This window comes from Pantoea vagans (genome assembly GCF_004792415.1).
Taxonomy (GTDB): Bacteria; Pseudomonadota; Gammaproteobacteria; order Enterobacterales; family Enterobacteriaceae; genus Pantoea; species Pantoea vagans.
Genome location: NZ_CP038854.1, coordinates 367304 through 390176 on the forward strand (window position 1 = coordinate 367304; position 22873 = coordinate 390176).

Sequence of the window (22873 nt, forward strand, 5' to 3'; positions counted from 1 at the left end):
TCGCCTCGCCTGCCGTAAAACGAAAAGAAGTGAGGAACCCGTGCGCCATTATGGATTGATGCTTGCCCTGCTATTTCCTGGCTTTGCCACTGCCCACACCCTGACACCCGGTCAGCCTGTCCCGCCGGTTTACATTGCCGATAAAGGCGAAATGGTGCTGAATCAGGGCGACATCGATTATCAGCGCTGGAACAGTCAGACACTGACCGGAAAAGTGCGTCTGGTGATTCATGTTGCTGGCCGGCTTTCCGCCAAAGATCAGAGTGCCCCCTTAATCGAAGCTATTCAGCAGGCCCGGTTGCCGCGTGACCGCATCCAGACCACCACCATCGTAAATACCGACGATGCCCTGCCCGGCAGTGCCATTTTTGTGGTGCGCAGCATCGCCTCCAGCAAAAAAGCGGCACCCTGGCAGCAATTTATTATCGACAGCAGTGGCGTCACAGCTCACAGCTGGCATCTTCAGCCGGCAAGCGCGTCCGTCGTGGTGATTGATCCGGAAGGGATTGTGCGCTTCGCTAAAGATGGCGCATTATCAGATGAGGATGTCGCCAGCGTAATGAAACAGCTGCGCGCATTGCTGGGCTGATTCAGGCAATATAGTGGTCAGCATGGCGCGTCAAAACGCGGAATACTGCTGAATTCGCCGACATTTTTATCGCTGTAAGCTACGCTTAGTTGTAATGGATTTACCCGCCGTTCTTTGAAAACCTGCCAACTATGCTGTGGCAGTCGGGGACGATTATTGAAGATGGCATCGAATCATTTCGACCTGCTGTGACTTCCTCTGTAGATAAGGACAGCCATGATGACGGTCTGTGCAGAACAACACGTCAATTTCAGCCACAGTGATGCAGCCAGCCTGTTGAACGACATTGAGCAACGGCTTGATCAGCTTTTACCGGTTGAGAGTGAACGTGATTTAGTCGGCGCGGCAATGCGCGAGGGTGCGCTGGCACCGGGAAAGCGTATTCGCCCGCTGCTGCTGCTGCTGGCCGCGCGCGATCTCGGCTGTAGCGCCACCCCTGCCGGGCTGCTGGATCTCGCCTGCGCGGTTGAGATGGTGCACGCCGCCTCCCTGATTCTGGATGACATGCCCTGCATGGATGACGCGCAGCTGCGTCGCGGACGACCAACCATTCACTGCCAGTATGGTGAACATGTCGCGATTCTGGCCGCAGTGGCGCTGCTGAGTAAGGCGTTTGGCGTGGTTGCAATGGCTGAAGGCTTAACGGCTGCCGCCAGAGCCGATGCGGTCGCGGAGCTGTCCCACGCGGTCGGCATGCAGGGTCTGGTTCAGGGTCAGTTCAAGGATCTTTCAGAAGGCGATAAGCCACGCAGTGCCGACGCGATTCTGATGACTAATCATTACAAAACCAGCACCCTGTTCTGCGCCTCGATGCAGATGGCCTCTATTGTGGCGGAAACCCCAAAAGAGGCGCGCGAACAGCTGCACCGCTTCTCGCTGAATCTTGGTCAGGCCTTTCAGCTGCTGGACGATCTCACCGACGGCATGGCCGATACCGGCAAAGATGCCCATCAGGATGACGGCAAATCGACGCTGGTCAATCTGCTGGGGCCGCAGGCGGTTGAAACGCGACTGCGCGATCACCTGCGCTGTGCCAGCGAGCATCTGCTTTCGGCCTGCCAGGACGGTTATGCCACTCATCATTTTGTTCAGGCCTGGTTTGAGAAAAAACTCGCTGCCGTCAGTTAAGGATGCTGCATGAGCCACTTCGCGGTCATTGCACCGCCCTTCTATAGCCATGTGCAGGCGCTTACGCATCTGAGCCAGGCCTTAATCGCACGCGGACACCAGATTACCTTTCTCCAGCAGACGGATGTCAGCGCACTACTGACTGACAGCAGGATCGGCTTTTTCCCGCTGGGTCTCGCCTCGCATCCGGCAGGCAGTCTGGCGCATACCCTGCAGCTGGCGGCGCATCCTCTTGGCCCGTCGATGCTTAAGTTAATCAATGAGATGGCCCGCAGCACAGAGATGCTCTGCCGTGAACTGCCGGTGGTGCTGAAGACGCTGGCGATTGATGGCGTGATCGTCGATCAGATGGAGCCAGCCGGTGCACTGGCAGCAGAGTCTCTGAACCTGCCCTACGTCTCTGTGGCCTGTGCGCTGCCACTTAACCGTGAACCCGATTTTCCGCTGGCCGTGATGCCGTTTGACTATGCAAACACCGATCAGGCACGCGAACGCTATCGCGCCAGTGAAAAGATTTATGACTGGCTGATGCGCCGTCACGATCGCGTTATCGCCCGCAATGCCCATGCGATGGGATTAACACCACGGGAAAAGCTGCATCACTGCTTTTCACCCCTGGCGCAGATCAGCCAGCTGATGCCGGAACTCGATTTTCCCCGACAGTCTTTGCCCGACCACTTTCATTCGGTAGGTCCGCTGCGTGCAGCGGTACCAGCACCTGCCGCGTCGCAGCCACGCTACTTCCCGCACGGCGACAGACCGCGCATTTTCGCATCACTCGGTACGCTGCAGGGACATCGCTACGGCCTGTTTAAAACCATCGTTCGCGCCTGCCAGGAGATCGACGCGCAGTTGCTGCTGGCGCACTGCGGTCGCCTGTCACCGTTTCAGGCGGAAAAACTGGCGCAGTCCAGCCATGTGCAGGTGGTCGATTTTGCCGATCAGGCTGCCGCACTGGCGCAGGCCGATCTGGCGATTACCCACGGCGGCATGAATACCGTGCTGGATGCGGTTAACCATCTGACGCCACTGCTGGCGATTCCGCTGGCCTTTGATCAGCCAGGCGTCGCGGCCAGAGTGGTCTGGCACGGTATCGGACGTCGCGCGTCACGCTTCACCACCAGCCACGCGATGGCCCGTCAGCTTCAGACCCTGCTGGCTGATGAAAGCTACGGCCAGCAGATGAAAACGCTGCGCACTGCGCTCTGTCAGGCGGGCGGCACAACGCTGGCGGCGGATATCGTCGAGCAGGCGATGCAGACCCGCAAACCAGTCGTCACCAGGAGAGATTATGCCGCGGTATGATCTGATTCTGGTGGGCGCAGGGCTGGCTAATGGCTTAATCGCCCTGCGTTTACGCCAGCAGCGTCCTTCACTGCGCATTCTGCTGATTGATGCAGAAAGCGAGCCTGGCGCGCATCATACCTGGTCGTTTCATGCGGACGATCTCACTGACACGCAGCATCACTGGATTGCTCCGCTGGTGGTTCATCACTGGCCCGGTTATGAGGTGCGCTTTCCGCAACGAAACCGTTCCCTTAACAGCGGCTATTTTTGTGTCACCGCAGAGCGCTTCGCGCAGGTCATCCGCGACCGGTTTGCGCCGGATCTGCTGCTGAACACCCGCGTGGCGAGCATTGCTTCACGCTCTGTCACGCTGGCGGATGGCCGGGTGCTGGAAACTGACGCAGTGATCGATGGACGCGGCTATCAGCCCGATGGTGCGCTGCGCATGGGCTTCCAGGCGTTTGTGGGTCAGGAGTGGCAGCTTAGTGCGCCCCACGGCCTGACCGCGCCGATCATCATGGACGCGACCGTGGATCAGCAGTCAGGCTATCGCTTTGTCTACAGCCTGCCCTTTTCGGCGGATACGCTGCTGATTGAAGATACCCACTATATTGATAATGCCACGCTGGAAGGCGATCGTGCCCGTCAGAATATCCGTGACTATGCCGCTCAGCAGGGCTGGCAGTTAAAGCAGCTCTTACGTGAAGAACAGGGTGCGTTACCGATTACGCTGACCGGCGACGTGGAGGCCTTCTGGCAGACACGCGATCTGCCCTGCAGCGGTCTGCGAGCCGGGTTATTCCATCCGACCACCGGCTACTCGCTGCCGCTGGCGGTCGCACTGGCTGACCGGCTGGCGCAGATGCAGTCGTTCACCTCTGAGACCCTGCACGCCACCATTGAGCAGTTTGCCGGTCACACCTGGCAGCAGCAGCGCTTCTTCCGCATGCTGAACCGGATGCTGTTTCTGGCGGGTCCGGCTGACCAGCGCTGGCAGGTTATGCAACGTTTTTACGGCCTTCCCGAAGGTCTGATTGCCCGTTTTTATGCGGGAAAACTCACTGTGTCTGATCGGCTGCGCATCTTAAGCGGCAAGCCGCCGGTTCCCGTACTGGCTGCGCTACAGGCTATTATGACTCCTCACCGTCAACAGGCGATGCAATGAACAGAACGACAGTAATTGGTGCAGGCTTTGGTGGTCTGGCTCTGGCCATTCGCCTTCAGGCGTCAGGGATCCCTACGCGACTGCTGGAGCAGCGTGACAAGCCTGGCGGCCGCGCTTATGTCTACGAGGATCAGGGCTTTACCTTTGATGCCGGCCCCACGGTGATTACCGATCCCAGTGCTATTGAAGAGCTGTTCACCCTCGCAGGCAAGAAGCTTTCTGACTATGTCGAACTCCTGCCGGTGAAGCCGTTTTATCGCCTCTGCTGGGAGTCCGGCAAGGTATTCAGTTATGACAACGATCAGCCCGCGCTGGAGGCGCAGATCAGCGCATTTAATCCGCGCGACGTAGAAGGCTATCGTCGCTTTCTGGCCTATTCCCGTGCGGTGTTTGCGGAAGGTTATCTGAAGCTTGGGACCGTGCCGTTTCTGTCGTTCCGCGACATGCTGCGTGCCGCGCCTCAGCTGGCAAAACTGCAGGCGTGGCGCAGCGTCTACAGCAAAGTGGCGAGCTATATTGAAGATGAGCATCTGCGTCAGGCGTTTTCCTTCCATTCGCTGCTGGTAGGCGGAAACCCGTTTGCCACCTCGTCAATCTATACCCTGATTCATGCGCTGGAACGTGAATGGGGCGTCTGGTTCCCGCGTGGCGGCACGGGCGCCCTGGTGCAGGGCATGGTGAAGCTGTTTGAAGATCTGGGCGGCGAAGTGGAGCTGAATGCCAGCGTTGCCCGGCTGGAGACGCAGGAAAATAAAATCACCGCTGTGCACCTGAAAGATGGCCGGGTATTCCCGACCCGCGCGGTGGCCTCTAATGCGGACGTGGTTCATACCTACCGTGAACTGCTGAGTCAGCATCCGGCTGCGGTGGCAAAGGGCAAATCCCTGCAGAACAAGCGCATGAGCAACTCGCTGTTTGTGCTCTATTTTGGTCTGAATCATCATCACGATCAGCTCGCGCATCATACGGTCTGCTTTGGCCCGCGCTACCGTGAATTGATTGATGAAATCTTTAACAAGGATGCCCTCGCAGAGGACTTCTCGCTTTACCTTCACGCGCCCTGCGTGACCGACCCGTCACTGGCACCCGCTGGCTGCGGCAGTTATTACGTGCTGGCACCGGTGCCGCACCTCGGCACCGCCGATATCGACTGGGCCGTAGAAGGACCGCGCCTGCGCGATCGCATCTTCGACTATCTGGAACAGCACTACATGCCGGGCCTGCGCAGCCAGCTGGTGACGCACCGCATGTTCACGCCGTTTGATTTCCGCGATGAACTGAATGCGTATCAGGGCTCGGCGTTTTCGGTCGAGCCGATTCTGACGCAAAGCGCCTGGTTCCGGCCCCATAACCGCGATAAAAATATTAATAATCTCTATCTGGTCGGCGCGGGCACCCATCCTGGCGCGGGCATTCCAGGGGTGATTGGTTCGGCCAAGGCCACCGCAGGATTGATGCTGGAGGATCTGGCTTGAATAGTCCGTCACTGCTCGATCATGCCGTAGAAACCATGGAAGTGGGCTCGAAAAGCTTTGCCACGGCATCGAAACTGTTTGATGCCAAAACCCGCCGCAGTGTGCTGATGCTCTACTCGTGGTGTCGTCACTGTGATGATGTGATTGACGATCAGGTGCTGGGATTCAGCAACGATACGCCGTCACTGCAATCCGCCGAACAGCGCCTGGCGCAGCTGGAGATGAAAACCCGTCAGGCCTACGCCGGATCGCAGATGCATGAACCCGCCTTTGCCGCCTTTCAGGAGGTCGCGATGGCGCACGATATTCTGCCTGCTTACGCTTTTGATCATCTGGCTGGCTTTGCGATGGATGTCCATGAGACCCGCTATCAGACGCTGGATGATACGCTGCGCTACTGCTATCACGTGGCGGGTGTAGTGGGCCTGATGATGGCGCAGATTATGGGCGTGCGCGACAACGCGACGCTGGATCGCGCCTGCGATCTCGGTCTGGCGTTTCAGCTGACCAATATTGCCCGCGATATCGTTGAAGATGCTGAAACGGGACGCTGCTATCTGCCCGCAGAGTGGCTGTCTGAAGAGGGGCTGACGCGGGAGACGCTGGCCGACCCGCGCAATCGTCAGGCACTCAGCCGCGTTGCCCGCCGGCTGGTGGAGACGGCAGAGCCCTATTATCGATCGGCATCGGCTGGGTTGCCCGGTTTACCGCTGCGTTCAGCGTGGGCCATTGCAACAGCAAAACAGGTCTACCGTAAGATTGGGATGAAAGTGGTTGAGGCAGGTGCCCAGGCGTGGGATCAACGTCAGTCCACCAGCACGCCAGAGAAACTGGTCATGCTGGTGGCGGCATCCGGTCAGGCGGTTACTTCCCGGATGGCGCATCCTGCTCCGCGCCCGGCTTATCTCTGGCAGCGCCCCGTTTAACGCCGTGTCGTTCCCTGAGCGTCGCCTGCAGTTTTGACAGCGGCGGCGCGTAGAGAAAACCAAACGAAACACAATCTTCCTTGCCGCGTACGGCATGATGCAGGCGGTGTGCCATATAAAGCCGGCGCAGATAACCCCGGCGTGGCACATAGCGGAAAGGCCAGCGCTGATGGACCAGACCGTCATGGACGATAAAATAGAGCAGGCCATAGAGCGTCATCCCTGCGCCGATCCACTGCAATGGCCAGATGCCCGTGCTGCCCAGATAAATCAGTAAAATCGACAGGCCCGCGAACACCACCGCATAGAGGTCGTTAACCTCGAACCAGCCCTTATGGGGTTCATGATGTGACAGATGCCAGCCCCATCCCCAGCCATGCATAATATATTTGTGCGCCAGCGCCGCCGTTATCTCCATGCCGATAACGGTGACCAGAACAATCAGGGCATTCCAAATCCACAACATAGCTTCTCCCGAACATGCATCCTGCAAAGTGGCGCAGAGGAATAATCTTAACAGAGATTAGGGAAAACCGCGGGTTGGGGTTAGCGGGTTTTAACGATTGCTGCAGGAGACGGGTCATATAGCGATGCTGAGCGGAGCAGATAACACCTACAGCCAGCATCACGCGACATTCGCCGGTGATCCACAGCCTGTGCCTGTTAATTATAAACGAGATTGAACGTCACTGTGCCGTCCGCTTTTCCCGCCATCACCTGCCCGTCAGTCTGAATATATTGTGCGTTAAACGCCATCGACGCCGCCTGGTTGGGAGAAGAGACCGTCGTCAGCACCGGTAGTTGGTCGGTTGAAACATTCAGCGGCACGCGCTGACCTTCCGGGACCTGCAGACCGGGTCCATAGGTCAGCGCAATGCCCACGCCGGACGCTGAGTTGCTCTGCGGCGTCAGGCTGATGGCATCTTTATCGCCTGATGTAGCCATCCCAAAGAAGCCGACTTTGACGGCTGCGCTGTGCTCACACATCACCTGAATCTGAAAGCCCTTTTCGCTTCCTGCCCGGCTGCCGATACCGCTGAATTCCGCCTTACTCACTTTTCCCATGTCCACATTAATGGCGGACTGGGAGGTGACCACAGAACAGCTGCCATACTGCACGGTAAAGCTGGAGAGGAAAATTTGCGGCTTGTCAATGATTGGCTGGCTGCTGGCTGCGCTGTCCCCGACCTTTAGGCTGGCATTGCCAATGTTCACCTCACCGACAGAGGCGGGTTGATCGCCAGGATTAAGCGGCGAGCGCTGTCCGGGAATTTTATAGAACACCACATAGGACTGAAGGGTTATGTCGTGGGCAGAATTGAACTGTGGGCTGGTCTGGGAGTTGCAGATCGAGCTGATTTTGCCCTTACCGGTGGTATCAGCGAAACCGCCACCGCAATAAGACGGCTCCTTGAAACCAATCGCGAACCCGATGCTCTCGACCCCTGGAACACGGTATATTGGGGTATTGTGCCCGCCCGCAATATTGGTCTGCAAGCCGGACTCTTCAGCATTGATCTCAAACCCCATATCTTTGTAGTTATAGCCCTGCTCGCCACTGTTTTTATTACAGGTAAAGGCATTGGCACTCTGCAGCGGCATCTGCGCAGAAATGGGTGTGCCATCAGCTGCGCCCGGCACATAGTTGACGTTATGCACCTGAACGACCACCTGGCTGACGCCCTGACAGGACTCCTGCCCCAGTGCAGGTAAAGCACACAATGTCGGGATGATTAGCATGAGCCCTTTCACTAAACGCAGAACTGATTTCATCTTAAATTCCTGTGAATTACTGGCAAACGGCCGAGACCAGTCTGACCGGGTTCGTGCCGCTGGCGGCAGGCAGGCGGAACGGCGCGCGGCAGCTTTTCTCCACCCCCTCTTCCTGCCATTTCACCTCGATAATACCCTGAGCGGGTACACCACTCAGATAAAGTTCGCCTTTTTCAGCGACGATACCGCTCGTGCTGCCCTCTTTACCCTCTGCGGCGCGGGCAATCTGACCTGCCGCGCCAAATGGCGGGAAGGCATCCTGCCAGGTCAGCGTGAACAGCACCCGGTTACCCACATGGGTGGCGTAGTCGGCCATTACAATCGCTCCGCGGGTCGGGATGGCCGTTTGCCCATCCAGTTCAACATCAACGTTGTCAGGCAGCGTATCAGTTGCCAGTTCGATAGCATTTTCATGGTAAGGCGAAAGAGAAGGCACAATCGCATAGCCGCGACCATCGGTGACCACATTGCTGCTGCTCTGAATGCCCACATCGGCCGTATCCGGCACACGAACGATCGCGAAGGTATCGCCCAGCGGCTGGCTCAGCGTAATGCCGTGTGCATGCGCGACGATGCCGCCCGAAAGACCATAGCTAAACTGAGTGCTGTGGCGATCATGACTGACCCCGGCACTGACACTGCCGCGACTGCCGCGATAGTCCAGCGAGCCGTTGCTGTTCAGATTTTGTCCCTGACTGTCATAGCCCTGTTGCAGGTTGTAGTGCAGGTTGTTGTCCTGCAACGCGCTGCCCGACAGGCTGACCTGCTGCGAGACATCCCCATCGTTGCTGGAGTTCATGCTGTAGCTGACAGAGCTGTCTGGCAGCAACGCGCTGAAGGGAACAGAGACATTAAACGAGACCGCGCGGTCAGCCTTACGGGCGCTGGTCGAGTCGGTGTAAAACCAGGCAACGCCCCAGGAAATGGCTTTGTAGTTGCTGTAAAAGCCCAGGTGCAGGGTGCGATCTTCACTATTTGATCGCCAGTAGCGCTGCACATAGGCAGAAGCGCTAAGGCTGCCATAATCACCAATCCCCTGCGAGATCGAAATCTCCGAGCGACTGCGCTTGTTAGCCACGTAGCTTGCCGGTCTGGTCATCGCGTTGGCTTCGCTGAAGGCATAGAAGCCGCTGGAGGAGTAGCGATAGCTTGCCATGCTGAAGGTGGTATTCGTGGAGGCGAAATTTTTCTGATACTGTGCGCGGACTGACTGACCACTGCTGCTCTGGCCCTCCGGTAAACGGGTTTTGGCTACGGTCACATCGGTTCCCAGCGAGCCAAAATCGCCCAGACTTTTACCCAGACCGATTGCCACAGCATGATAATTCTGCGCCATCTGAACGCCGCCAAAGGCGGTAAAGTCATGCGGCAGTCCGTAAAACAGCGTGGACTGCACAAACTCAGGCGAACGCAGATTGTTGCTGCCTGAGTAATGATAACGACCACCACTGACACTGTATTTCAGATGACCCTGACGCAGCATGTAAGGCACTGCAGAGTAAGGTTGAGTGAAGGTGCGTACCGAGCCATCGCTTTCATGGATAGTGATGTCGAGGTCACCGCTCTGCGCGGTGGGATAGAGATCTTTGATTTCGAATGCACCCGGTGCAACCACGGTTTCATAAATCACATAGCCATGCTGACTCACCGTGACCCGCGCATTGCTGTGGGCGATGCCGTGTATCACCGGCGCAAAGCCGCGCTGACTTTCCGGGAGCATGGTGTCATCAGACATGATCTGCACACCGCGAAACTGTACGCTGTCAAAAACGTCGCCAGAGGTGTATGTATCCCCGACCCGGAACTGGCTTTTCAGTGTCTTAAGATCCCGCTCCAGATAAGTGGTCTGGGATTGCCAGTGGCTGACCAGATCGTAACGCCAGGTGGCGGTGTTACGCAGTCGCCATGCGCCAAAATTGGCTCCACTGCGCAGGCTGAGCAGCGTTGAATTCCAGCGGTCGCTCTCATTACGGCTGCTGCTTCCGGTGAGGTTATAGTTTACAAAAGCAGCCGATACGCCCTCATCCCAGCGCGAAGGATCGACATAATCGCGATCTTTTATTTTCAGGGCGATCTGAGGAATGGAAAGATTTAACTGCTGATGCGCGAAATCAAAGTCGGCCGCAGCATCGGGTATGAAATCACTTAACTCGTCAATGGTCTCACCGTTCTTTAAACGGCTGAATGCGGAAAAGCCATCAACATTGACGCCCATTGCGGAAAGCCCGGCAACCGTCAGTTGCGGAACCAGCCCGTTTCTGCCCTGCACAAAGGTGACATCGCGGCTATCAATCACCCGGTTGTTGAGCAACAGCGTCACATGATAGGTACCCGGTTGCTGGCCGCCTTCACGGGCAAAATAGTGAAGATCGGCGGCGTTATGCTGATCGGATGAAAATTCAAGCGCCGCAGGATTAAAGTAGTCATCCGCGCGGGCACCACGCAGCGGGCAGAACATGAGCAGCATCAGACCCGGAACGCCTGCAAGCCAGGGAGAGGCGTGAAACGTTTTCGCGTGCCTTTTCTTGCCTGTCTCAGCCTGTGGAGTGACTTTCACTGTTAGTGCCCCGGATTCAAATCAAAAAAACAGTTAGCGCGTACGTTGTTCGGTGATGCCGCCGTAGTCGTTAATCGCAGACCAGGTCACTGCGCCGGAATCGGCGACGGTCCACTGACGATCCTCACCCGGGCCAATCATGCCTGGGTCCTGAATGGCGTGATGGTTAACGCTGAGCGAATAAAAAGAGACAAAGTAAGGGGTTGGGTTATGCGCAATCAGCTGCCTGCCTTCATGGCGAAACGAGAGTTGTTGCCAGGCGTCAGCCGGATTCCCCGCCAGGCCTTTAGGCCGGTAAAAAAGCTTAAATTTCGATTTGATATTAACCTGCAGCTGATTACTTTTATCGCGTGGCGCAGGCGAAATAGATTTAACATTCAGCCAGAACACGGATTCACGATCTTTCGGCAGCGGCATTCCCAGATAATTTATTCTTAACAGATTCTCTTTTCCCGCATCGAGACGGAACAACGGTGGCGTAACAATAAAAGGCACCCGTGCCGAATTGTCTGAATGATAATTCTCGATCCAGGATTCAATCAGGTAGGGAATATTTTTATCCTGATTAGTGACGGAAAGCGTGGCCTCCTTTTTCCCCTCCGCAAAAATAATACGTGTCCCTCCCATCACCACACCTGCATGAGCAGCCATGCTCAGCATACACGCAGAGAAAAGCGAAATAATTCTTATTACTTTAAACATAGTCATTTACGCCGTTGATATTTGAGAGGGAAGCAGGGTTGCCCCTGCTTTTAATCAGTTATAAACCATCACAAAGTTTGAAACTGAGTTGGCCTTGCCGACAGTAATCGCGGCTCCGTCACTTTTATAATTGGCATAGAAATTCAGGTCGGCAGATCCCCCCTCTGAAGCTTTAACCACGTCGACCGCTTTGGAAATGGCACCGATAGCAATCGGTGTGCTGCGGTCAGCTTCGTAGAGTTTGATGCCCACGCCAGTTGCGCCACCATCAGTCACTTTCAGCAGCGTATTGTCACCGCTATCTTTATCGCCATCGAACAGCACGGCCACTTTAGTGACCGATGCCGGGCAGTCCTGCACTGAAATAGTGAAGGGGGTTTCAGTGGTTTCGGTGCGGCTCTCGAAATAGGATTTCGCCCATTTGCCTAAATCAATAGTCTGGCTTTGACTGCCGGTAGAAACGTTACAGGAAACATCGGTAATTTCACCGGTAAATTTCACTTCGCCACCTGCACCCTGAGTACCAGCTTTTGCACCCGGATTTGTATTCATCGGTGAAGGGCCGTCAGTTGCTGCCAATGCCGATCCGGAAATCATAAGGCCAGCCAGTGCCACTGGCAGAATACGTTTTCTGATATTCATCAAACCTGTCTCTTTTCAATACATGCAAAGTGGCTGGGGTCAGCCACCTGATGGATAGATATGCATTTATTAAATGCGCCAACATAACAACCTGGAGTTTATTATGTTGCCAGCATATTAATGGCGCATAACTATATAAAAGATAAACAGACGATTTCATTGTCCCTTCAGGCAATATAACGACCTCATTTATTGTTCTGGATCAACCTGTGACAATTTAAGAAAAGTATTAACTGACCTTTTTACTGCACTCATCAGATATTATATTCACTTCTGTAGCGCACTTTACTTACATTGAATAAATACAGATTCCAGAATGAGAATATATTTAGAGATTAATCGCAATAAAGTCATGGATGGACGTCCTGAATAGTTGCCCGCCACGATCATTACGAGGCTCAGATCCCTGCTCCAAAACTAATCTGAGATGAATGTCTGGCTCGCCCGTCGCCGGTCCGGAGAATTTAAAGCCGATCATGATCCATCGGCGTGCGAAAAGCGTGACGGGCGGCAACCATCAACTGGCTGGCTGTCACGGTGGTGGGGAGTCGAAGCAGAATTTTACTCGCCTGCCAGTAACAGAGCACCATGACCTCATCCTCCTCTTTTTCAGCCAGCTCATGCAGCCGGGCGCGCAGTGATAACACGTCAATACTCTGCTGCTCATCCAGCATGTCAGAGATCGTCTTGTTAATGACGCGATGGAGAATTTTCCAGGTAAGATCGGTATACAAAATTAACCTCTTCTAACGCTTATCGGCCCCGGGCAGACGATCAGCAGGCAAAAGCAGAAATGGCTTCATTATTCGGGCGAGCAAATTCTGCAGATAACTATAGCTGCTCGCACGTGACGATGCAGGGCCAGCTGTTGAGAATGCCAAAGCCGATAATTCTAACGATTTATGGCCCTGGCTGTCGCCTGTTACGCGCGGGTCAGCTGCTGATTGCTGTTTTTTGTAACAATTACGGCTGATTCTCAACTGGCTGATGTGATGCGGATTTGCCAGGGTAAGGAGACTTCCCGTTCCGTTTATCTTTAAGGAGTTTTCGATGAGTCAGCATGCTGATGTCCTGATCTGGGGCCACGGTCCCGCAATCTTTGAAGTCTTTCTGGAACCCACCTGCCCTTTTTCGGTACGCGCGTTCAATAAATTCGACGCGTTACTGGCGCACGTGGGTGAAGAGAAGATGACCCTGAAGATTCGCCTGCAATCACAGCCGTGGCACCTCTACTCCGGCGTGATTGTGCGTTATATTCTTGCCGCCGCCAGCGACAGTAAAGTGGCGGCGAAGAAGGTGATGCAGGCCGTCGCCGATCATCGCGAAGAGTTTGAGTTTACCGATCACTGTACCGGCCCGAACCGCGATGCGACGCCGAACCAGATTCTGGCCCGCCTGAAAGAGTACAGCGGTGTGGATGCCAGCGCCGCATTTGATCAGCCCGATCTGCAGAATGCGATTAAATGGCACTGCAAATACGCCCGCCAGAATGGTATCCATGTTTCACCCACCTTTATGGTGAACGGTCTGGTGCAACCCGACATCAGCAGCGGTGACGACATTGAACACTGGGCGAGCTTTCTGATGCGTTAGTTTTTGTGCGCGGCTGTAGCTGGCCGCGTCAGACTGTATCTCTCCTCTGCAATCCCGCACGCACGCAAACCCAATCTCCTGAAAATTAAGCCTGTTTTCCCATGAGCAGGCCGGGTAAGCTGTAGCGCTATCAGCAGCATTTACACCGCTGCACCATCATCTTAACGGCGACGCTGACCTGCATTTATGCCGGTCAGGCGCTTATTTTATTAAGGATTTTCGGATGTCGATGACGCTGGAACAACTGCAGGACAAATATCCGGGTGCCTTTACAGATGCATTCGGTGACTCCCCGGAATTAGCCAGCGAGCTGGCAACGCTGATTATTGCCGGAAAGAAGGTCGCCACCTGCGGTTCGTTACGCAGCTGGCAGGAGCAGGAAGCACTGCCGCAGCCAGGCGGCTACAGCATTGTGCTGAACGGCGAACAACGGCCCGTCTGCGTGATCCGCACCACCGGACTGTTCCTGACGCGTTTTGACCGCGTCACGCCAGAGATGGCGATGCTGGAGGGGGAAGGCGATCTCAGCCTCGACCACTGGCGGCAAGAGCATCAGCGCTACTTTGAACGTGAAGGCTATTTCCATAAGGAAATGGAGCTGATTTTCGAGACGTTCCAGCTGGTCGAGGTTGTGTAGACCGGCAGGCTACAGCGTGTTTGCCGCCATCAGCGCTATCCGCGTGATCCCCCGTGCGGCAAGGTTCTCTGCTGCCTGAGCTGCACGCATGCCACTGGCACACACCAGCACCACGCGCCGATCGGACGGCGGCTGCCAGGCCGCTATCTGCTGCGGCAGAATGCGTAGCACCCGTTCGGCCACACTGACCGGCGCTTCTTCGGGACTGCGCAGTTCCACAATGCAATCGTCCTCACTGAGCATCGGCTTATCGATAAACGGGATACCCGGCGCGTCGGGTTCAGGCGCGTCATCAAAGCGGAATTGCCTGATGTGCCAGTCCACAAAGTCGCAGTGGATCATGCAGCCGAGCGGCGACGGCGTCAGTTTCAGCAATACGCTCAGCACCATCTGCGCCTGCATCGCGCCCAGCGTCGCCACCGCAGGCCCCATTACGCCAGCCGTGTTACAGTTTCCCGAAGCCATCGGCAACTGAGGAAACAGCGCACGATAACCGGGCGCACCGCCGCAGAATCCACCGACGTAACCTTTACGACCCAGCACCGAGGCGCAGATCAGCGGCAGACCACGCGGAGAGCAGGCGTCGGAGAGTTGATAGGTAATGGCGAAGTTGTCCGCCGCATCCACCACCAGATCGATCCCCTCCAGCGCGTTCGGCAACTGACTGGCGCTCAACATCCGGGTATGCGCCTCAACGTGGCAGTCAGGATTTCGCTGCGCCAGCGCGCGCTGCGCACAGATTGCTTTGGGCTGGCCCACATCCCCGACACCAAACAGCGTCTGCCGGTGAAGGTTGTGCAACTCAACCCGATCGCCATCGTAAAGCCGAATAAACCCCACGCCCGCGCCGGCCAGTAACGGCAGCAGTGTCGCGCTGAGTCCGCCCGCGCCCACCACCAGCACCCTTGCCCTGCTCAGGCGTTGTTGCCCCGCTTCTCCAATCTCCGGCAACATGGTCTGTCGCTGATAACGATCCATTGCTGCTCCTCAGAACTGTGCCAGACCAAAAATGGGTGTTGAAGCTGACGCCATGTCGCGCTGCTCCATCAATCCCGCCTGAAACGCCTCATGTCCGCCGTGGATCGCGGCGGCAAAGGCACCCGCCATCCGCATCGGATCGCGTGCTTTTGCCACCGCCGTGTTAAGCAGCACGCCATCAAAACCCATCTCCATCGCCTGCGCCGCCTGACTTGGCGCACCGATGCCCGCATCAATTATCAGCGGCACATCTTTAAACCACGCCCGCATGGCGCGCAGCCCTTCGATATTACGCAGCCCCTGACCGGAACCAATCGGTGCGCCCCAGGGCATCAGCACTTCACAACCCGCTTCCAGCAGTTTCTCGCCGACAATCAGATCTTCGGTGGTGTAGGGAAAGACCTGGAAGCCATCAGCGCAGAGGATCCGGGCGGCTTCAACCAGCGCAAAGGGATCGGGCTGCAGCGTGTCGGCATGCCCAATCACTTCCAGCTTGATCCACGGCGTGTCGAACAGTTCACGCGCCATCTGTGCCGTCGTCACTGCCTCCTTCACCGTATGACAGCCCGCGGTATTCGGCAGAATCCGTTTGTTGAGCTGCTGCAACAGCGTGCGAAAGGCACCGCCTTCACTGCCTTCACGACGCAGGCTGACGGTAATAATCTCCGCACCTGACGCGTCGATCGCCTGATGCAGAATGTCGGGTGACGGATATCCGGCGGTGCCGAGCAGAAAACGGGATTGCGGGGCAAATTGATAGAACATGGTTAACCTCCCTGCATCGGTGACAGGATTTCCAGCTGGCTGCCCGCTTCAAGCTGCTGGCTGGCATAACGGCTGCGCGGCACAAACTCACCGTTCAGTGCGGTGGCGACGGTGCGCGGGTCGATCTGCTGCTCCGCCATAAGTTCCGCCAGCGTTATTGCGCTGGTTTCAATCGTGCGTCCATTAAGTTGAACTCGCATGAGTCATCTCCTGAGTGAGTTGCAGCATAAGTTTTTCAGCCATGATCGGGGCCAGTAAAAAGCCGTGGCGATACAGCCCGTTTAACGAGAAACGGCCATTTTCATAGCGGACTTCCGGCAGGTTCTGGCGGTAGGCGGGACGCAGACCGGTGCCGCTCTCCACGATCCGCGCTTCCGCCAGCGCCGGATGCAGGCTGTAAGCCGCGCTCAGCAACTCCATCATCGCCCTGGCGCTGATCGGGCTGCTGTCGTGACTTTCGACCATGGTGGCGCCGAGCATGAAGTGGCCTCCGGCACGCGGCACCAGATAGCAGGGAAAGCGCGGATGCAGCAAACGGACCGGACGGGAGAGCTGAACGTCAAGCGTGTGCAGGATCAGCATTTCGCCCCGCACGGCGCGCAGAGCGGGCTGCTGATCAAGAGCATGGATGCCGCGGCAGTCGATAATTTTGCCGCCAGGTTTACCGCTGTGAAAGGGTACGCCCGCCTCCTGCAGTGTAACGCGCAGTTGCTGCAGTGCACGGCGCGGATCAAGATGCGCCTCTGCGGCAAAGAACAGGCCGCGGGCAAAGCGATTTTCCAGCGCCGGTTCGATGTCACCGGGCGCAACCCACTGATGCTGCTGCGTCATGCTGGCGAAGCGCGTCAGTTCACGACTGTCTCGCGGTGGCGCAACCACCAGCGTGCCCTGCTGCTCCACGCCGTCGACGCGTTTCGCCCACCATCCGGCAGCGTGCTGGCCCCATTCGATGACCTGGGGCGGCGCGCTTTCTGCTTCGCACCAGGGCGCAAGCATGCCCCCCGCCCAGTGTGAGGCGGCGCGACAGTCAGGTTGCGTAATGACTTCAACGGCTTCTCCCCGTTCCAGCAGTAGCGTGGCGACACACAGCCCGGCAACGCCGCTGCCGAGCACCGACCAGCGGCTCATGGTGCCCACCGGAGAGGAAGAGAGTGATTAAGAATGAGATGTTTCACTTTGGCCTCGTTATCGGTTAACGAAGACCCGTGATACAGAGGGAATAGGCAAAGGCGTCGCGAACGCGCGTCTGCGGCAAGTATCGGATGCGATACCCGTCTTCCTACGCCAGTATCAACTGGGTCAGGTTCTAAGGGTCGCTAAGCCGCGCACTGCGCTATTAGCCTCTCAGTCTCTCTGGCGAGACTCCCCTGACGGCATTAGTTGTAAGTTAAGCGGGCAGCTTCGTCAAGCCGCGTGCGTGAAGACGAGTCAGAAATCCGGGGGATAGGTGAAGGCGTTTACTGTAAGTGTGAAGGCTCTGCATTCGCAGATGAGAAAACAGAGAAGTGCTGAAACGGCAGGCGCCCTAAAGCGCCTGCAGCGCTTGCGTCACCACGTCGGTTATTTCACGAATACGCGGTTCAGCGCGGCGATAGTAAGTCCACTTCCCGACTTTGCTGGCTTCGACCAGTCCCGCATTGTGCAGGGCTTTCAGGCATAATGAAGTAGCGGGCTGTGATAAGCCCGCCTTGTCCTGGATGAGGGTGGCACAGACGCCATACTGAGCGAAGGGATAGAGCTGAGAATAGCCCGCAAACGCTTCGTCAGGATTTTTAAGCCACTTCAGCACTGCCACCCGGGTCGGATTGGACAGTAACTTCAGGGCATTTTCGGGGGACATGCCGCCTCTCATAAGATCAGGATTGAAAAACAGGATAGTCAGTATAGCCTTTCTCAGTGCCGCCATACAGGGAAGCGTGATCGACGGGATTCAGCGGATGACCTGCTTTAATACGTGCCGGCAAATCGGGATTCGCAATAAACGAGCGGCCAAAACCCGCCAGATCGCCCCAGCCTCTATCCAGCATACGCTGTGCTTTTTCCGCCGTGTAGCGACCAGAATAGATGATCGGAGAACGGAATGTTTCCCGCAGCGCAACCCGGAAACTCTCTGGCATATCCGGGCTATTATCCCAGTCCGCTTCGGCAATAGAGAGATAGCCCACTTCCAGATCATTCAGCAGCTGCGCGGCGCGGATATAGGTCGCATGGGGATCGCGTTCAACCAGGCCAAGATAGACGCGCTCTTCGTCGGTACTCGAAAACAATGGCGCAAACCGCACGCCAACACGGTGGCTGCCAAATACCGCGCTGACCGCCTCAACAACTTCACGCAGGAAGCGCAGACGATTCTCTGCTGAGCCGCCATATTCATCCGTGCGGAAGTTGGTGTGCTCCGAAATAAACTGGTTAATCAGATAACCGTTGGCAGAATGCAGTTCCACACCGTCAAAACCGGCCTCTTTGGCATTTTCTGCCGCTCGTCGGTAAAGCGCGACGATCTCTTTTACTTCCGCGTTGGTCAGTGTCCGTGGTTCGCTGGGTGCAGTTAATATCCCCGCACCGGGTCCGGTTTCGATAAACACCCGGACGTTATCGGCGGCGATGGCTGAAGGGGCGACAGGTGCCTGTTTACCCGGCTGAAGTTCATTGTGAGAGACGCGACCAACGTGCCAGAGCTGACAGAAAATCGTGGCGCCTTCCTGATGTACCGCCTCTGTGACCTTTTTCCAGCCCGCGATCTGGGCGTCGCTGTGGATCCCCGGCGTCCATGCATAACCCTGCCCGCGAGGTTCAATCTGGGTGCCTTCGGTGATCATCAGTCCCGCGCTGGCACGCTGACGGTAATACTCCACCATCAACTCGCCAGGAATATTGCCCGGCTGCTCACTGCGGCAACGCGTCAGTGGCGGCAGTACAATGCGGTTACGAAGCGTGAGATCGCCCAGGTTCAGGGGGGTAAACAGTGACGGCATGACAAAAATTCCTCTGATGTATAAAGGCGCCATTATATTTACACATTTAAATTTGTAAATGTGTAATGAGTGCTTTTTGTTTTAAGCCGGGTTTATGAGGGTGTCAGCTTGCAGACTTGACGCTTCAGGGCGATGAAGTAATCAGTTAATGAAACGTAATCTATTTGGTTGATGCAGACGCCGCACTCAGTCCGGTATTCAGTAATTTTTCTGCCGCGCGTTATTGAACGGATAGTCGTCAGCGACCGATGTGTTAACAATACGGCTATGATCCACATTCGTTCAGGGCTAGTGTGATCAACCAGACTTAAATAACTCAGGAGATTAGATGAAAAAAATAATTCTTGTGCCGTCAAATCTGGGCCTCAACCCACTTTATGAAGGTCATATACCGGGCACAAGCCTCGCACCTGCTGTTCTCATGCAGCACGGGCTTCAAAATACTTATGCCGCCTATGAAGTCATTTCCCTCCGGTGCCCTGATTACAGTCCTGAAAGTGAACCGGGAACTGACATCCTGAACGGTCACAAACTTCGGCATCTTAATTTAATGCTGGCTGATGAAGTTGAAATTGCCCGCACTCAAAAACTCAAGCCCGTCGTTATTGGGGGGGATTGCGCAATATTGCCGGGTGCTCTATTGGGAAGCCGGCGAAGCGAAGGGCAGATAGCGCTGCTGCATATTGACGGGCATAGTGACTTCCGACACCCGGGTAACTGGACTCGCGCGTCTAAGCCAGGTGCGGCAGCTGGAATGGATCTGGCTTTGGTAACCGGACGTGGAGAAGCATTGCTGACTCAATGGCCAGGTATTGATGGGCCGCTGGTTGCAGATGGCGCAGTTATTCAGCTGGGTGAACGTGAGTCACACCTTGAAGATTATGAATGGCCTGACATCGCAGACACAGACATCCAAAGAATAACGATCTCTGACGCTTTAGCACTATCGGATAACCAACTGATCAATGTGATTTTCAAGCGGCTGGATGTCACTCCTCTGACATCCTTCTGGATACATCTGGATATCGATATTCTGGATAGCGGGGAAATGGCTGCAGTTGACTGTCCGGGCACGCCGGGATTAACCTCTGAAAAGCTTATTTATCTTTGCAGCACGCTGTTCAGCCACGTTCGCTGTTGTGGGATTACAGTGACTATTTATGACCCTGATCGGGATCCCGATGGCACTGCTGCTGATCTGGTTGCCCATATTATAGGTAGCATAACCGGGGATATCTGAATCTTTTGACTGCCATTTTTTATTTTACGTGCTCATTTTATTTTTCTAATGCAGTCTCATTCATGCATGCCTGAACGCTGAGAGGTTCACACTAAAGAAGTGTGAAAAATACTGACATTGCTCGGTATATTAGCCCGATTTAAGGTTTTTATCTCTAATTCAAGGCATTAGAATCTATCTAAACCCTATCTTACAGCAATATTTTAAAAGGGGATATTGTGAATAGTGCACTCACTTTAGATGCGCTGGGACCACGCATTTGTATTATGGGTCCTTCAAACAGTGGTAAATCTACCTTAGCTGAGGCTATTTCCCGCAAAACGAATTTACCTGTTGTTCATCTTGATCAACTTCACCATCTTCCGAATAGTCAATGGATTCCCAGAGCACCGGAAGCATTTCGCGAATTGCATGCAGATGCAGTGAGTCAGGAAAAATGGGTGATGGAGGGTAATTATACAAAATGTATTCAGGAACGATTTGCTCATGCCACGGGATTGATTCTTCTGGATGTAAAAGTGACAGTGGCACTGCTGCGTTATATTCGCAGGTGTTATTCATCGACACCGCGAATAGGGGGGCTCGGGATGAGCAGAGAGTCCGTAACCCTGGAGATGCTGAAATATATTATCCGTACTGCCCCGCAGAATCGTAAGTATCATCAGACGCTTTACGACCAGGTCAGATTGCCAAAAGTTCTGCTTCATTCTCCACACGAGATTAAAGCCTGTTCAGAATACTGGGGCTTAAAGTTAAAAAATAAGTAACCCACACCGCTGTGATTAATCAACAACCTTTAAACTCGTCAGCAGTGCATTCAGCGACGCTACTGGCCCCGCATGATTAGTCTCTGAACGGGTATGGTCCCACGGCATGGCGTCATCGGTACAGTAGTCCCCTATGCATTGCATCGCGACAGGGGCATTCAGTAAGCCGATCGGAAGCCAGATGTAAGGCTGGTCGCGCAATCGGTTTGGAACAACAGAACCACAGCTGCCGCAAAAGTCAGTGCGATAACCTGTTGGTTTACGCCACGACGCGATCTGGCTTTCGCCTGCTATCCAGGCAAAATCACGCTCTTTTATCAGCGTTGCCAGGTTATAACCGGTTCCGGTCTGCTTTCTGCACAGAGAGCAGTGACAACGGTAATAGAGCGTGGGGGTTACCGAAATCTCAAAAACAACGGTTTCACACAGACATGAGCCTTTCATTTTTCGCCTTTCGAATCAGGATTCGGGGTTGTGCGCGGGCTATCGGATTGCATCGCATGCTGCCGCTTCGGCTCATCACCTCATCGTTCCGGGTGATGAGTCAAAACGGATGACGCTCCGTCATCATTAGCTGTAATTAGTTGCGGCTGAAGACCAGTTTCAATCCTGCCAGCGCAAAGCAACAGGCTAACAGCGCATCCAGCCCGCGACGAATGCGGCGGTAAAAAGCGCTCATTACAGCTGTCGAGAACAGCAAAGCATAGCCACCGAACACAACCATACAGATCGCCGCACAGCCGCAGATGATCATCGGTAACGTCGAGGCGACCGCATCCGGTTTAAGGGCAAATGACATAATCGCCACCCAGGTCAGAATCGCCTTGGGGTTGCCGATATGCATCAGAATACCCTGGCGGAACAGGCTGCCATAAGCGACCCGGGTATCGCTGGTTTTAAATTCACCGGCTTCCGTACGGCGTAACGCAGATTTACCGGCTTTGAACGCCAGCCAGAGCAGATATATTCCGCCGCCAATTTTTAACGCAATCAGCAGTTGAGCAAAGGTTGTCAGCACGGTCAGCACACCGCAGGCTGCCAGCAGCGCCCAGATCATTGAACCACTCACGACACCCGCAGCCAGCGCCAGCGCGGCACCTCTGCCCTTTTTCATCGCTGTCCCCATTATCGCCATATTGCTCGGTCCGGGGCTGGCCGTAGCGACAAAATAGGTCGTGAAGATCAGGATTAACTCGTGTGACAGCGCCATATTTTTCTCTGCGATGCGGGGTTATCAATATGTTATATCCGCTGGCAAAGAAATTTACTATTCATTCACATATTGCAGGCTTTACGGATGCGGCTTAATAAGAACCGGCAGGCAGCAGGTACGGCGGCGATGGGCTGTGCTTACAGAGTGACAGATGCGCGTTAATCGCTATTCAGACGTCGCTTCCCGCGCAAGCTGGAGCAGCATCGCTCTGCCTGACATCACTCACGATCTGTGACCCCATCACATAATGGTCACATCCTGTCAATCAGAGTCACCGATGTTAAGGGGATAAATTATACCGATACCGATCTCAGGAGCATGCACAAATGCACTGTGCCTGCCGACTCAAAGATGTAAGGCGTCCAGGAACCGCTCTCTTTGCCCTCATCCCCTGATATCACCCACTATTCAGCTGCCATAATCCTTTTTAACGACCCCTGCGCGGTAACATGCCTTTATCT

At 55.3% G+C, this 22873-nt stretch carries 24 protein-coding genes and 1 riboswitch; of the genes, 10 read left to right on the forward strand and 14 right to left on the reverse strand.

The window, feature by feature from the left end; genetic code table 11:
• Nucleotides 1-58: 58 nt before the first annotated feature.
• The 6 genes from EGO56_RS20575 (at nt 59) to crtB (ending at nt 6570) form a co-directional block, all read left to right on the forward strand.
• Complete coding sequence (locus EGO56_RS20575) at nt 59-589, forward strand: YtfJ family protein (protein ID WP_135910881.1); 531 nt, start codon at nt 59-61, stop codon at nt 587-589.
• Between the two features lie 219 nt (nt 590-808).
• Nucleotides 809-1717, forward strand: coding sequence for a polyprenyl synthetase family protein (locus EGO56_RS20580; RefSeq protein ID WP_033735574.1), 909 nt, complete (start codon nt 809-811; stop codon nt 1715-1717).
• A 9-nt stretch (nt 1718-1726) separates the two neighbouring features.
• Complete coding sequence (locus EGO56_RS20585; protein ID WP_135910882.1) at nt 1727-3022, forward strand: glycosyltransferase; 1296 nt, start codon at nt 1727-1729, stop codon at nt 3020-3022.
• The gene (crtY, locus tag EGO56_RS20590; protein WP_135910883.1) at nt 3009-4169 is read left to right on the forward strand and encodes a lycopene beta-cyclase CrtY; all 1161 of its coding nucleotides are present in this window, start codon (nt 3009-3011) and stop codon (nt 4167-4169) included. Before EGO56_RS20585 ends, crtY begins: the two co-directional genes overlap by 14 nt.
• Nucleotides 4166-5644, forward strand: coding sequence for a phytoene desaturase (locus EGO56_RS20595; protein ID WP_135910884.1), 1479 nt, complete (start codon nt 4166-4168; stop codon nt 5642-5644). The genes crtY and EGO56_RS20595 overlap by 4 nt, the downstream gene beginning before the upstream one ends.
• On the forward strand, nt 5641-6570 hold the full coding sequence (gene crtB, locus EGO56_RS20600; protein WP_135910885.1) for a 15-cis-phytoene synthase CrtB: 930 nt from the start codon (nt 5641-5643) through the stop codon (nt 6568-6570). Before EGO56_RS20595 ends, crtB begins: the two co-directional genes overlap by 4 nt.
• Here the strand turns inward: crtB and EGO56_RS20605 are convergent.
• From EGO56_RS20605 to EGO56_RS20630, 6 genes are all read right to left on the reverse strand, one after another.
• Nucleotides 6509-7036 (reverse strand): sterol desaturase family protein, encoded by a 528-nt coding sequence (locus tag EGO56_RS20605; protein ID WP_013196143.1) that lies wholly within the window; start codon nt 7034-7036, stop codon nt 6509-6511. The genes crtB and EGO56_RS20605 overlap by 62 nt on opposite strands.
• A gap of 197 nt (nt 7037-7233) precedes the next feature.
• Nucleotides 7234-8343 carry a fimbrial protein gene (locus tag EGO56_RS20610; protein WP_135910886.1) on the reverse strand — a complete coding sequence of 370 codons (1110 nt, stop codon included), beginning with the start codon at nt 8341-8343 and terminating at the stop codon, nt 7234-7236.
• Between the two features lie 16 nt (nt 8344-8359).
• Nucleotides 8360-10810, reverse strand: coding sequence for a fimbria/pilus outer membrane usher protein (locus tag EGO56_RS20615; protein WP_238349030.1), 2451 nt, complete (start codon nt 10808-10810; stop codon nt 8360-8362).
• A gap of 123 nt (nt 10811-10933) precedes the next feature.
• Entirely contained in the window at nt 10934-11602 is a 669-nt protein-coding gene (locus EGO56_RS20620; protein WP_135910887.1) for a fimbrial biogenesis chaperone, read from the reverse strand.
• Between the two features lie 54 nt (nt 11603-11656).
• Nucleotides 11657-12244, reverse strand: a complete 588-nt coding sequence (locus tag EGO56_RS20625) for a fimbrial protein (RefSeq protein WP_135910888.1) — start codon at nt 12242-12244, stop codon at nt 11657-11659.
• Between the two features lie 464 nt (nt 12245-12708).
• Nucleotides 12709-12978 (reverse strand): hypothetical protein, encoded by a 270-nt coding sequence (locus EGO56_RS20630; RefSeq protein WP_013196137.1) that lies wholly within the window; start codon nt 12976-12978, stop codon nt 12709-12711.
• Nucleotides 12979-13294: 316 nt separating this feature from the next.
• On the opposite strand from EGO56_RS20630, the gene EGO56_RS20635 reads away from it, so the two are divergent.
• Both EGO56_RS20635 and EGO56_RS20640 read left to right on the forward strand, forming a co-directional pair.
• Nucleotides 13295-13837, forward strand: a complete 543-nt coding sequence (locus EGO56_RS20635) for a DsbA family protein (protein WP_135910889.1) — start codon at nt 13295-13297, stop codon at nt 13835-13837.
• A gap of 223 nt (nt 13838-14060) precedes the next feature.
• Nucleotides 14061-14474 (forward strand): ASCH domain-containing protein, encoded by a 414-nt coding sequence (locus tag EGO56_RS20640; RefSeq protein WP_135910890.1) that lies wholly within the window; start codon nt 14061-14063, stop codon nt 14472-14474.
• 9 nt (nt 14475-14483) lie between these two features.
• Here EGO56_RS20640 and EGO56_RS20645 read toward each other — a convergent pair whose 3' ends face one another.
• From EGO56_RS20645 to EGO56_RS20670, 6 genes are all read right to left on the reverse strand, one after another.
• The gene (locus EGO56_RS20645; protein ID WP_135910891.1) at nt 14484-15452 is read right to left on the reverse strand and encodes a HesA/MoeB/ThiF family protein; all 969 of its coding nucleotides are present in this window, start codon (nt 15450-15452) and stop codon (nt 14484-14486) included.
• A 9-nt stretch (nt 15453-15461) separates the two neighbouring features.
• Nucleotides 15462-16217 carry a thiazole synthase gene (locus tag EGO56_RS20650; protein ID WP_135910892.1) on the reverse strand — a complete coding sequence of 252 codons (756 nt, stop codon included), beginning with the start codon at nt 16215-16217 and terminating at the stop codon, nt 15462-15464.
• A 2-nt stretch (nt 16218-16219) separates the two neighbouring features.
• Nucleotides 16220-16417 (reverse strand): sulfur carrier protein ThiS, encoded by a 198-nt coding sequence (thiS, locus tag EGO56_RS20655; protein WP_033735550.1) that lies wholly within the window; start codon nt 16415-16417, stop codon nt 16220-16222.
• Nucleotides 16401-17345, reverse strand: coding sequence for an FAD-dependent oxidoreductase (locus EGO56_RS20660; RefSeq protein ID WP_135910893.1), 945 nt, complete (start codon nt 17343-17345; stop codon nt 16401-16403). The genes thiS and EGO56_RS20660 overlap by 17 nt, the downstream gene beginning before the upstream one ends.
• A 131-nt stretch (nt 17346-17476) precedes the next feature.
• Nucleotides 17477-17596: riboswitch (TPP riboswitch) on the reverse strand.
• A 146-nt stretch (nt 17597-17742) separates the two neighbouring features.
• On the reverse strand, nt 17743-18057 hold the full coding sequence (locus EGO56_RS20665; RefSeq protein ID WP_033735544.1) for an ArsR/SmtB family transcription factor: 315 nt from the start codon (nt 18055-18057) through the stop codon (nt 17743-17745).
• A 16-nt stretch (nt 18058-18073) separates the two neighbouring features.
• Nucleotides 18074-19192 carry an alkene reductase gene (locus tag EGO56_RS20670; RefSeq protein ID WP_135910894.1) on the reverse strand — a complete coding sequence of 373 codons (1119 nt, stop codon included), beginning with the start codon at nt 19190-19192 and terminating at the stop codon, nt 18074-18076.
• A 328-nt stretch (nt 19193-19520) separates the two neighbouring features.
• On the opposite strand from EGO56_RS20670, the gene EGO56_RS20675 reads away from it, so the two are divergent.
• Together EGO56_RS20675 and EGO56_RS22565 are read left to right on the forward strand one after the other, a co-directional pair.
• Nucleotides 19521-20432 carry an arginase family protein gene (locus EGO56_RS20675; protein WP_135910895.1) on the forward strand — a complete coding sequence of 304 codons (912 nt, stop codon included), beginning with the start codon at nt 19521-19523 and terminating at the stop codon, nt 20430-20432.
• Between the two features lie 218 nt (nt 20433-20650).
• Nucleotides 20651-21199, forward strand: a complete 549-nt coding sequence (locus EGO56_RS22565; protein ID WP_238349031.1) for a P-loop NTPase family protein — start codon at nt 20651-20653, stop codon at nt 21197-21199.
• Nucleotides 21200-21214: 15 nt separating this feature from the next.
• Here EGO56_RS22565 and EGO56_RS20685 read toward each other — a convergent pair whose 3' ends face one another.
• Together EGO56_RS20685 and EGO56_RS20690 are read right to left on the reverse strand one after the other, a co-directional pair.
• Complete coding sequence (locus EGO56_RS20685) at nt 21215-21643, reverse strand: GFA family protein (protein WP_135910896.1); 429 nt, start codon at nt 21641-21643, stop codon at nt 21215-21217.
• Between the two features lie 136 nt (nt 21644-21779).
• Nucleotides 21780-22409 carry a LysE family translocator gene (locus EGO56_RS20690; RefSeq protein ID WP_033784982.1) on the reverse strand — a complete coding sequence of 210 codons (630 nt, stop codon included), beginning with the start codon at nt 22407-22409 and terminating at the stop codon, nt 21780-21782.
• Nucleotides 22410-22873: the final 464 nt, after the last annotated feature.